A 9,834-nucleotide genomic window follows, 5' to 3' on the forward strand; every position below is an offset into this window, starting at 1 on the left:
TCAGCCCCTCCCTTTTTGCATATCTTGCAGAATTTTTCGGGAGATTTCATCAAATGATTCTGCTTTTTTGCTATAAATCATACATAGTGCCCATGTCATGATAAATTGGGAAAAAGCAAATACCCACGCCCATGTAACGTCACCAAATGCAGGTGTATTGAGCACCTTTGAATACGATGTTAAAATAGGTAATGCGATAAAAAAACTAAAAAAGAAAATACTCATTGGAATGATAAACTTCTTTTTCGTATTTAATAACAATTGAAATTCTTCCGACTGAACGACCTCTGTATAATTCACCTCATTTTGCAACTTACGTGCTGACGTATCATCTCGTTTCATTAACCGATCCCCTCTCTTACTTGAAATGCACTTCCCCCTTGCATACCTAAAGACTAAATTTTATAAATATTCAGAAACTTATACTTATTGTAGACAATCCGTGCATTCATGCAAAGATTTTTTGATAGACATTTTTCGGCAATTTCCCCTAAATTTTTAATATACTTTTTCAACATAAAGTGACACCTTACTTATTTTTTCCTCATTAAGACAAAAGCAGTGCTTAACGCACTACTTTTGTCTTTTTTTCCTTTTCTAAATTACGAGCTGTTTCGCTTAACTCAACCTCTTTTCCGTCTTTAAGTGTTCCAAATATAAAATCGAATACTGGATTTGAAACACCGAACCAAAACTTTTCGTTTTTATAATGGTGTAATATATGTTGTTTTTTTAGCCATCTTCCAAACTTAGTGACGGGACGAATCGGTCTATGGGCAATATAATGTTTCCATTCGTAAACGAGCAGCATAATAATCATTCCGATTCCAAATGAAAGTGTAATAGTAAGACTTTTTGTAATACCATATGCTATAAGTAAATATATAGTAAAACTAGGTATACTAAACCATACAGGTAAAAACAAAAGTTTTAAATCATCTGGATATACGTGGTGATCATAATGTAATCTTCTTAACATTTTTAATAGAAATGTGTTTTTAGGTGGCTTTATATGGAATAAAAAACGATGTGTCATATATTCATTCAGTGTATAGAAAACAATTCCAAACATACATGCTAACATGCCAAACCACGTTAAAAATTGCATTTTTAAAATAATAATGAAAATAAATAGAATGCTATACATAATGACGATATCATATTGTAAAAAGAACTCTTTCCCCACTTTCTTCATCTTGTTTCCCCCTTTTCCAAAAAAACAGCCGCAACATATCGTTACGACTATTTCTTTTCTATTCTTATTCTATTCACTTTACAAATTTGCCTGCTGTTCTATTGTCGAGAAAAAATTGTTTGGTCCAAATATATTTTGCTTTGGAATAATATGTTCCACTGCAAACACTGTTACTTCTCCTCTTTGCACTTCTCCAATAATGAGACCAAATATTTGATGATTTACTGCAAACGTCGGTTGCTTTGTTTGTAGCAATCTTGCAGCATTATGAAATACTGCTTCATATAGTGGATTTCTATCAGTAATTTCTTTTCGGATTTTTGGCGCTAACGTAATTATAATTTCTTTTCCGTCAATAGTGGTTCGATACATAAAAATCTCCCCTTCAATCTTATGTGAACAACTGTAAAGCTTTGTATGCAAAATGTATAGAGTAACCTACTAAAATAATACCTGCTCCGGCTGTTATGTAGCCAAGCGCTTTTGGTTTTAATAAAGTTCTTCCAAAATGTACAGAAAAAGCAATATTTAAATTCCATAAAATAATACCTGCAATAATGCAAAGACTGTACAAAAAAGCTTCTTGTTTCGTTACCTTCGTAAGTAATGAGCTAAGTGTACTTCCGTATATACCAAACCAAAAAACAAGATTTAATGGATTGGATATCGCAATTAAAAACCCTGCCATAAACGATTGCTTAAGACCACCTACCTCTTCTTTTTTATATTCCATGTTTGAGTGGGAAATTCCTTGTTTTACACTTTGAAATCCTAAATAAAATAACAAGAAAAAACCCGTGCAATACATGAAGGCTTGTACATATGTATACATAAACACAGAAGATAAACCGAAATAAATGAGAAGCATAAATAAAACATCTGCAGTCATTCCACCAATTCCAACAACCCAAGCATGCCAAAACCCACGTTCAATTCCTCGTTTTAACATTTCAATATTAATCGGCCCTACTGGCGCAGCTAATGAAATACCTAATACGATTTGCTGAATAATTGCTCCAATCATCGCTCTATCCTTTCTACTCTCTTTACTACTAGTTAATGATGTAATTTGAAAAAATAGACTAGCTTTCATAATAAAATACCCTTTTTTATCCAAAATATACAAAAGAGCCATCTAGGTGATGGCTCTTACTTTTCTATCCTATGAAGAAAAGGACATTTCCCTTTTATTGGTTCTACATCGTCTCCTATAAAATATTGTTTCCATTCACGATGCTCTGGGTCACCATAATGACTAATGTTAGGATGTTTCGGCAATTGATCCCACTTTTCAACTCGCTCACGGACCATTTGTCTTGAATATGCTCCTTTAGGACGATCCCCCTCTAATCCATCAAAAATAGTGCGTGGCTGAAACCCAATAACGAGAGAATTCCCTAAATGTCTAGTTTTTCGCTGTTTATAAGCTGGCGCGTTTCCAAATGCGAATATTGGCTCACCACAAAATGAAAATTCCCATAAATAATGGTCTGGATCTTCAGGAATTTGCTTTGGCCATGCTTGATTATCGTTTTCATGTAAATACTGTAACACTTTCCAAAAGGAATCACGGTAATATTCGAGCGATCGTTCTTCACATTCCGGTTCTACAAAAAGGAAAAAGCCCCTTCTTACAATCGGCCTCTCTTTCATTAACTCTAAAAAAGATAACATTGTATGCGGCAAATGACTCCAATCATTATGAGAAAGAAATGAATAACGAAGTTCATTCTTTTTCAAAGCTGTTAAACCGAAATAACATGGAAAAGTTGGTTCTAACACGACACTTGAAAAAATCTCAAATTCTTTTGCAACCCAATCCGGTATGTCGGTTCTCGTTCTCATTCCTTCATTATCTAATAAGTACGACCTATTCATTCTTTCACCTCGTTATGTATAGCATTCAATTAAGAATATTACATACTCGGCCTGTCCTATACCTATTTAAAAATTTGATTGGAAAATTATTTAAAAATATAAAAAATAAAACCGCTTACTTGACTAAATTCTCCCAATTCGTGTATATTTAAATTAATCATTTAGCAGAATATTCAAGAATATAGCATTTTTAGTTTATATTATTTCTTCAAATGAATTTCACTAAATGAAAATAGTAAACGCTTTTAGGAGGAATTGTAACATGCAAGGAAAAGTAAAATGGTTTAACAACGAAAAAGGTTTTGGATTTATCGAAATGGAAGGCGCTGACGATGTATTCGTACATTTCTCTGCTATTCAAGGAGACGGCTACAAAGCTTTAGAAGAAGGTCAAGAAGTATCTTTCGACATTACTGAAGGTAACCGTGGACCTCAAGCTGCTAACGTAGTAAAACTTTAATCCAACATATAACAGGAGGTTACCTTACTTGGTAACCTTCTTTGTTATTCCTTTGTATATTTCCGTTTTACAGAGCAAAAACTATGTAAAATGCGCACTATACAAAGGAGGAATTATTAATGGGATCAGAAGTAAATGATTTTGAAGAAGTAAAATTCCGTGTAGAAACAGCACAAAAGATGGTAGGTTCTGCAACAATTTCAATGGATCCAGACACATTAGAGCATGCCACTACTGCAGTAGAAGCAGCTCGCTCACAGCTTGAAATTATGAAATCTGTTGCAGTAGATTTAGATGAACCATTTTTAATGAACGAGGAAAAGAAACTAAGCAAATGCGAGCAGCAATTAAACGAAGCAAAGCACTAAAAAACATCCAGAGAATTTTCTCTGGATGTTTTTTTATGACAACTGTTCTCCATACTTTTTCAATGTTTCTCCAACTGTACATTGTCTTATACAAAATGAATGTGCATAATATTTACTATTTGTCTTTCGATTATGTTCTCGCAAGAAACATCCTTCACAATATGTTTCTAATAAGTCATTTACCTCTGTAATGAGTTGCTTTTTATCCACCTTTGCACCTCTCTATTCGGTTATTTCTTTATGACTATCAATGACTGTCCCTTCTAATGCTTGCGTTGCTAATTGATGTGCTTCTTTATTTTGTTTTCTAGATATCGGATCACATACAAGTTTTAATTTCATTTGCTTCGCCTTTTGTTCAATTTGATCTAAATAATGGTTTAAATGCTCATCATAACAAGGCCATTCTCCCGCCAATTGCTGCAATACAACTTGAGAATCTCCGCGAAGTGTAACTGCTTCATATTTAATCCCTAATTCCTCGAGTATATTCATACCGTATAATAGTGATGCATATTCCGCTTCATTATTATCATCTATACCTTCTATATATGCATTGCGGCGAATGCGGTAGTTTGTATTTCCTTTTTTATAGTACACACATATACCAACGCCAGCTTCTTTCGTTTGCACATCATACCCCCCATCAAAATAAATGAGTATTTCTTGGGGCTCTTCCTCTACTTGTTTACTCAGTTTTTTCATTTCCTTTAATGACCATTCTGCATCCATTTCATCGTAAAATAAAAGTTCCTTAGCTCTTCCTGTTTTCTCAAAATCCTCTGCAAATTGAAGTATTTCTTCTATGTTCATATAATCTGTTGTTAATTCCGTCTGCAATCCTCGCTTCGTTTTATACAACCAATGAATTTTATATTTCATACTAGATTCCCCTTATATAAGACTTCTTATATGTAGCCAGCTAATGAAAGCCTCACTTTATTTTATTATATTTTATCTAGAGTCACAGCATTATATTCAATATGATTACATACAAAAAGAGCTATCCCTATAGGAATAGCTCTTTCATCTATTACATAAATCTTTCAAATTGTACTCGCTTATTAATCCAGTACATTACAGGCATACCAATGGCCATTACAACAAATTCACCGACTGCACATGTTAACCAAGACAACATAAATGGTAAACCCAATGCAAGATGAAGTTCAATTGCAATCATAAACATTGTAATCGTAAAGATAACCGTATTAAAAATCATACGAGCCCAAACACCTTTAATAAATCGCATAGAAATAATCGTTGCAACTAATGCAAGAATAGATTGCCCTACTCCAAATACTAAATCATAAGCGATCATAGGTGAGAAAAAGAGATTCGTTAAAAATACACCTAATACAATTCCGTAAATTGCTTTCTTGTTAAATACAACGAGATGATTAAACATCTCTGAAATACGAAATTGTACATTCGTAAAGCCAAATGGCTGAATAAGCATAGAAACAGCAATATATAATGCCGCTAAAATACCATTGCCGACTAAAGTTCTAATATTCATGACAAAATCTCCTTAGTTTTTTTACGTGGGATGGTTTCGAACCACGTTATTCTTTTTTTTAGCAACAAGATTACATTTTACGTGGTAGCCCCTCTTTCGTCAATAGATTCCTATCATGAACTACCTTTTTTCTTTTAGACAACGTATAATGAAACATATGAAAGATTTAGGAGGTTTCACTTCATGATAGCAACAATCCAAAATGAAAAAGTGATCGTTTCCATTTCTGACAAAGGTGCAGAATTACAAAGCGTTCGCTTAAAAGAAGACAACACAGAATATTTATGGCAAGGTGATTCTACATATTGGGGACGTCGCGCACCAATTTTGTTCCCAATTGTCGGCCGATTAGTAGATAATACATACTACGTAGACGGTAAACCATATTCATTAACACAACACGGTTTCGCTCGTGATCTTACTTTCTCTGTGAAAGAACAAAGTGAAACAAAGATCACTTATATCGTTACTAATAATGAAGAAACGTTAAAAAAATACCCATACGAATTCGAATTACTCGTTTCTTATGAGCTAGAAGGACAAGGCGTTCATGTAACATATGAAGTAAACAATCCTACTTCTAAAGAGATGTTCTTCTCAATTGGGGCACATCCTGGATTCAACTTCCCTTTATTGGATGGTGAATCATTTACAGATTATCACTTATCGTTTAATGGTTCGGAACGCTTAGAAACAAGCGTATTAGAAGGACCTTACCTTTCAAACAAAAAGCAATTAATCGCTGAAAATACAACTGAATTGCCACTTACATATGATTTATTCAAAAATGATGCGCTTATTTTTGAAAATATGAATACGAATGAAATTTCGATTCGTTCTCATAAACATAATAAATTTGTAAAAGTAGAATTTGATGGCTTCCCATTTGTCGGCGTATGGACACCAGGGGATAACGCACCTTTCTTATGTATTGAACCTTGGTATGGAATCGCTGATGAAGTAAATCCAGCAAAAGATTTCAAGGACAAAAAGGGAATTCAATCTTTACAAGCGAATGAAACATTTACATGTCGTTACAGCATCACAATCGGATAACTACTCTATCCCCTACTTCAAAAAAATATTTAAGTAGGGGATAACCTTATAATTTGGAGGTTTCTCATTTTGATTGAAGTATATATTGATGGTGCATCAAAAGGAAATCCTGGTCCTTCTGGTGCAGGAGTGTTTATTAAAGGCGTTCAACCACCTGTACAATTATCATTACCACTTGGAACAATGTCCAATCATGAAGCAGAATACCGCGCTTTACTTCTAGCATTAAAATATTGCATCGAGCATAATTATAGCACTGTCTCTTTTCGTACAGATTCCCAGCTTGTCGAACGGGCTGTTGAAAAGGAATACGCAAAAAATAAAATATTTGCACCTCTTTTAGATGAAGCACTACAGTACATAAAAAACTTCGATCTCTTTTTTATTAAGTGGATTCCAAGTAGTCAAAATAAAGTAGCTGATGAATTAGCTAGAAAAGCTATATTACAAAATTAACGGGGGTATGAGTGTGAAAAAAGATTGGATTGCTCCTCTTGCTTTATTATTTGTCTCTTTTATTTGGGGAGCTACGTTTGTTGTCGTTCAAAATGCTATGTCTTTCGTTGGTCCATTTACCTTTAATGGTATTCGCTTTTTATTCGCTGGAATTATTTTATTATTCGTTCAAATGATTTTCTCAAAAAACACTTCAAAACAAGATATAAAACAGAGTAGCCTCGCTGGATTAATCGTTGGGTTCTTTTTATGTGTTGGCTATGTATTACAAACATTTGGCTTACTTTATACAACTTCTTCAAAAGCAGGTTTCTTAACAGGGCTTAGTATCGTTATGGTACCAATTTTGTCTTTTATCTTTTTAAAACAAAAAGCTACCATTTTTATCGTACTTGGTATTGCTGTAGCAACAGCAGGTTTATACTTATTAACAGCTGCTGATTCTTTCCAATTAAATATAGGAGATATACTTGTTCTCGGTTGTGCAATCGCTTTCGCTGCCCATATTCTTATTAACGGCTTCTTTTCTAAGAAAATATCACCTTTATTATTAAGCACATCTCAAGTATTAGCTGTTGGTATATTTTCTTCTATTTGCGCTTTTTTGTTTGAAGATTGGGAAAAATTATTTTCAGTATCACTATGGACGAATCAATCTTTTTTATTCGCACTCTTTCTAACTGCCCTGTTTGCAACATCTATTGCTTTTTTCATTCAAACATCGGCCCAAAAGCACACTTCTCCAACGAGAGTAGCAATTATTTTCGCAATGGAACCCGTTTTTGCTGCATTAACAGGCGTTCTCGTTGCAAATGAACAACTTTCTATTTCTGCTATTATCGGATGTCTATGTATTTTCCTGGGCATGATTTTTGTTGAATGGCCTTCCAAAACAAAAAAAGAAGCGCAGGCTGCGTGAAGTTATGCTTGTAACTTCCGCATAAAAGCCTTAGCGCTTTTTTTATCTGTAATTTCTTCCTCTTTCAATCGTTCTAATAACGCAACGAAATAACTACCATCAAACTGCAATTGATGTTTAATTGTCGCTTCTATTGCTGCGTTCACAATCCCATCAGACGCACCAGTATATCCTTGTCCGAACATAATAAACCCTTGTGCTTCCTCTGATAATTTAAATCCTTTCGTATGTAAGAATGAAAGATAATCTTCTACTGTTTGCATGTTATTCCCACCTACTCAAAAATTCTCCATCTCCTATCATACATGTTTTTACACGCTATGAGAATGAAATTTCTTTGACAACTTTGTAAATCGCTCTTCTAATTCGCTTGCAATGGAGGATTTCCTAACAATCTGAAGGAATATGTACAGTGGAACTTATTTCATATTAAAGGGGAGACACGATGAAACAAGCACTATTAATTATCGACGCTCAACAAGAATTAATTGATGGAAATGAGCAAGAAAATGAAGTTTTTCGTAAAATCGAGCTATTATCTACACTAAATACAGCCATGCAGAAAGCAATAGATTCCAATGCTCTTATTGTTTTCGTAAGAGATATCGATGTTGCTTCTGGCAGCGGAGAAGGATTTGAAGTACATAATCAAATTCAAGTACCTCAGTCTGCAATCTTTATTAATAAAGCAGCAACCAATTCATTCTACGGCACTTCTTTACTTGAACTTTTAAAAGAAGAGAAAATTGGCCATATCGTTATCGGTGGATGTAAAACAGAGCATTGTATCGACACCGCAGTTAGAACTGCGACTGTACAAGGATTTGATGTTACATTAATTAAAAACGGTCATTCCACAACTGATTCTAACGTATTATCTGCAGAGCAAATTATTGCTCATCACAATAAAACTTTACACGGTCATTATAACGTTGATCATTTTTCTATGGTGAGAGATATCGAGGAAGACCTCTTTCAGCCAACTCATGACCAATATCGTGATTAAATTAGCTCAAAAAAGAATCCTTCATTTAAAAGGATTCTTTCTTTATCCAAAAATTTGTGCTGCAATACTATATAGTTCACTATTTCTTTTTATTAACCGATTACTATTTTTCATCATAATTGGTGGTGTATTCACCTTTTTAAAACCAGCAATCTCTAATTCTTTCATGAAATCGTTCTTTCCTTCTGGTACATCCATTCTTAATTTTCCATTATGCCCTCTTGCTAAATCATGTACCATTCTCATCGCCATCGCATTATTTTTAGCAACGACTGGTCCTATTATTTTATTTTCTGGCGTTTGTATACTTATACCGTATCCTACTACATTTTCTTTCGTATCCTTTACAACGACACACTGCTCACTTTGCATAATTCTTTGTTTTAAAAACTCGTTTCGGCTTGTCCCAAATGCGCCTTTATCTATTTTTATTATTCCTTCTAAATCACTCTCTTTATAAACCATCATATATTCTTCATTTTCTGCACATTTATGATTCGCATTGTACGAGTTACAAATATATTTAGAAACATAGCTTACTACCCTAAATCCTAATGTTTCATATAAGGGCTTCCCTTCATCCGTAGCAATAAGCATACATGGAGTTTGAGCTGATACGCTATTCATACATGAATTCGTTATCATCTTTCCAATCCCTCTCCCCTTATAATCTGGATGTACAATTACCATTCCAATAGATGCCAACGCCTCCCCGTATAATATAATTGCTGCGCTAGCAATAAGTTCCTTTCTCTCATTCCAGACGCCGTATACAATACCTGAGTTAAAAACTGCTTCAATTTCTTCTCTGTTATAATCCCAGCCAATATAAGAAGATAACGCTACAATATCGCCTATTTGTTCTTTCCTAAGACGCTCCACCCTAATTTCCAATTCAATCATACTCCATCCCCTTATCTAGACATTTAAATCATTATTACTAAATCAACTTGTACATGTTTCCCTTTATTTGTCAC

General features: G+C 34.1%; 16 protein-coding genes and 1 riboswitch. Of the genes, 6 read left to right on the forward strand and 10 right to left on the reverse strand.

What is annotated here, in order from left to right; all coding sequences use genetic code 11:
- The 5 genes from ACLBXA_RS26390 to ACLBXA_RS26410 all read right to left on the reverse strand — a co-directional run bounded on the left by ACLBXA_RS26390 (position 1) and on the right by ACLBXA_RS26410 (position 3,073).
- Positions 1-342, reverse strand: coding sequence for a DUF485 domain-containing protein (locus ACLBXA_RS26390; RefSeq protein ID WP_000817366.1), 342 nt, complete (start codon positions 340-342; stop codon positions 1-3).
- 223 nt (positions 343-565) lie between these two features.
- Positions 566-1,195, reverse strand: coding sequence for a sterol desaturase family protein (locus ACLBXA_RS26395; RefSeq protein WP_000755405.1), 630 nt, complete (start codon positions 1,193-1,195; stop codon positions 566-568).
- Positions 1,196-1,273: 78 nt separating this feature from the next.
- Positions 1,274-1,567, reverse strand: a complete 294-nt coding sequence (locus tag ACLBXA_RS26400; RefSeq protein ID WP_000286367.1) for a hypothetical protein — start codon at positions 1,565-1,567, stop codon at positions 1,274-1,276.
- A gap of 19 nt (positions 1,568-1,586) precedes the next feature.
- Positions 1,587-2,330 carry a LysE family transporter gene (locus ACLBXA_RS26405; RefSeq protein ID WP_001196842.1) on the reverse strand — a complete coding sequence of 248 codons (744 nt, stop codon included), beginning with the start codon at positions 2,328-2,330 and terminating at the stop codon, positions 1,587-1,589.
- Between the two features lie 14 nt (positions 2,331-2,344).
- Positions 2,345-3,073: a YqcI/YcgG family protein gene (locus ACLBXA_RS26410; RefSeq protein ID WP_001082150.1), complete on the reverse strand. Its 729-nt coding sequence runs from the start codon at positions 3,071-3,073 to the stop codon at positions 2,345-2,347.
- 262 nt (positions 3,074-3,335) lie between these two features.
- On the opposite strand from ACLBXA_RS26410, the gene cspB reads away from it, so the two are divergent.
- Both cspB and ACLBXA_RS26420 read left to right on the forward strand, forming a co-directional pair.
- On the forward strand, positions 3,336-3,533 hold the full coding sequence (cspB, locus tag ACLBXA_RS26415) for a cold shock-like protein CspB (RefSeq protein WP_001161731.1): 198 nt from the start codon (positions 3,336-3,338) through the stop codon (positions 3,531-3,533).
- Between the two features lie 119 nt (positions 3,534-3,652).
- A complete protein-coding gene (locus ACLBXA_RS26420; protein WP_000534400.1) occupies positions 3,653-3,901 on the forward strand; it encodes a DUF2564 family protein in 249 nt (82 codons plus the stop codon).
- Positions 3,902-3,934: 33 nt separating this feature from the next.
- Here ACLBXA_RS26420 and ACLBXA_RS26425 read toward each other — a convergent pair whose 3' ends face one another.
- The 3 genes from ACLBXA_RS26425 to ACLBXA_RS26435 form a co-directional block, all read right to left on the reverse strand.
- Positions 3,935-4,111 carry a zinc-finger domain-containing protein gene (locus tag ACLBXA_RS26425; protein WP_000358801.1) on the reverse strand — a complete coding sequence of 59 codons (177 nt, stop codon included), beginning with the start codon at positions 4,109-4,111 and terminating at the stop codon, positions 3,935-3,937.
- Between the two features lie 12 nt (positions 4,112-4,123).
- On the reverse strand, positions 4,124-4,783 hold the full coding sequence (locus ACLBXA_RS26430) for a ribonuclease H family protein (RefSeq protein WP_044783880.1): 660 nt from the start codon (positions 4,781-4,783) through the stop codon (positions 4,124-4,126).
- Between the two features lie 151 nt (positions 4,784-4,934).
- Positions 4,935-5,420 (reverse strand): QueT transporter family protein, encoded by a 486-nt coding sequence (locus ACLBXA_RS26435; protein WP_001026475.1) that lies wholly within the window; start codon positions 5,418-5,420, stop codon positions 4,935-4,937.
- Positions 5,421-5,426: 6 nt separating this feature from the next.
- A riboswitch (PreQ1 riboswitch) is annotated at positions 5,427-5,471 on the reverse strand.
- A 132-nt stretch (positions 5,472-5,603) separates the two neighbouring features.
- Between ACLBXA_RS26435 and ACLBXA_RS26440 the strand changes: the two genes are divergently transcribed.
- The 3 genes from ACLBXA_RS26440 to ACLBXA_RS26450 all read left to right on the forward strand — a co-directional run bounded on the left by ACLBXA_RS26440 (position 5,604) and on the right by ACLBXA_RS26450 (position 7,851).
- Positions 5,604-6,476: an aldose 1-epimerase family protein gene (locus ACLBXA_RS26440; protein ID WP_044783879.1), complete on the forward strand. Its 873-nt coding sequence runs from the start codon at positions 5,604-5,606 to the stop codon at positions 6,474-6,476.
- A gap of 69 nt (positions 6,477-6,545) precedes the next feature.
- Entirely contained in the window at positions 6,546-6,932 is a 387-nt protein-coding gene (locus tag ACLBXA_RS26445; RefSeq protein WP_000573877.1) for a reverse transcriptase-like protein, read from the forward strand.
- A gap of 13 nt (positions 6,933-6,945) precedes the next feature.
- Positions 6,946-7,851: a DMT family transporter gene (locus ACLBXA_RS26450; RefSeq protein ID WP_000711161.1), complete on the forward strand. Its 906-nt coding sequence runs from the start codon at positions 6,946-6,948 to the stop codon at positions 7,849-7,851.
- Positions 7,852-7,853: 2 nt separating this feature from the next.
- Here ACLBXA_RS26450 and ACLBXA_RS26455 read toward each other — a convergent pair whose 3' ends face one another.
- Positions 7,854-8,114, reverse strand: a complete 261-nt coding sequence (locus tag ACLBXA_RS26455) for a DUF6123 family protein (RefSeq protein WP_001195212.1) — start codon at positions 8,112-8,114, stop codon at positions 7,854-7,856.
- A 182-nt stretch (positions 8,115-8,296) separates the two neighbouring features.
- On the opposite strand from ACLBXA_RS26455, the gene ACLBXA_RS26460 reads away from it, so the two are divergent.
- Positions 8,297-8,857: a cysteine hydrolase family protein gene (locus tag ACLBXA_RS26460; protein WP_000806312.1), complete on the forward strand. Its 561-nt coding sequence runs from the start codon at positions 8,297-8,299 to the stop codon at positions 8,855-8,857.
- 42 nt (positions 8,858-8,899) lie between these two features.
- Here the strand turns inward: ACLBXA_RS26460 and ACLBXA_RS26465 are convergent, their stop codons facing one another.
- A complete protein-coding gene (locus ACLBXA_RS26465; protein ID WP_000571020.1) occupies positions 8,900-9,760 on the reverse strand; it encodes a GNAT family N-acetyltransferase in 861 nt (286 codons plus the stop codon).
- Between the last annotated feature and the right edge of the window lie 74 nt (positions 9,761-9,834).

It is taken from the genome of Bacillus sp. D48C, from assembly GCF_053345735.1.

Bases quoted from the DNA above. Each gene is read 5' to 3' on its own strand.
- ACLBXA_RS26460 (WP_000806312.1), top strand. From the start codon at position 8,297: ATGAAACAAGCACTATTAATTATCGACGCTCAACAAGAATTAATTGAT.
- ACLBXA_RS26410 (WP_001082150.1), bottom strand. From the start codon at position 3,073: ATGAATAGGTCGTACTTATTAGATAATGAAGGAATGAGAACGAGAACC.
- ACLBXA_RS26440 (WP_044783879.1), top strand. From the start codon at position 5,604: ATGATAGCAACAATCCAAAATGAAAAAGTGATCGTTTCCATTTCTGAC.
- ACLBXA_RS26435 (WP_001026475.1), bottom strand. From the start codon at position 5,420: ATGAATATTAGAACTTTAGTCGGCAATGGTATTTTAGCGGCATTATAT.
- ACLBXA_RS26420 (WP_000534400.1), top strand. From the start codon at position 3,653: ATGGGATCAGAAGTAAATGATTTTGAAGAAGTAAAATTCCGTGTAGAA.
- ACLBXA_RS26390 (WP_000817366.1), bottom strand. From the start codon at position 342: ATGAAACGAGATGATACGTCAGCACGTAAGTTGCAAAATGAGGTGAAT.
- ACLBXA_RS26455 (WP_001195212.1), bottom strand. From the start codon at position 8,114: ATGCAAACAGTAGAAGATTATCTTTCATTCTTACATACGAAAGGATTT.
- ACLBXA_RS26465 (WP_000571020.1), bottom strand. From the start codon at position 9,760: ATGATTGAATTGGAAATTAGGGTGGAGCGTCTTAGGAAAGAACAAATA.
- ACLBXA_RS26400 (WP_000286367.1), bottom strand. From the start codon at position 1,567: ATGTATCGAACCACTATTGACGGAAAAGAAATTATAATTACGTTAGCG.
- cspB (WP_001161731.1), top strand. From the start codon at position 3,336: ATGCAAGGAAAAGTAAAATGGTTTAACAACGAAAAAGGTTTTGGATTT.
- ACLBXA_RS26405 (WP_001196842.1), bottom strand. From the start codon at position 2,330: ATGGCTCTTTTGTATATTTTGGATAAAAAAGGGTATTTTATTATGAAA.
- ACLBXA_RS26395 (WP_000755405.1), bottom strand. From the start codon at position 1,195: ATGAAGAAAGTGGGGAAAGAGTTCTTTTTACAATATGATATCGTCATT.
- ACLBXA_RS26430 (WP_044783880.1), bottom strand. From the start codon at position 4,783: ATGAAATATAAAATTCATTGGTTGTATAAAACGAAGCGAGGATTGCAG.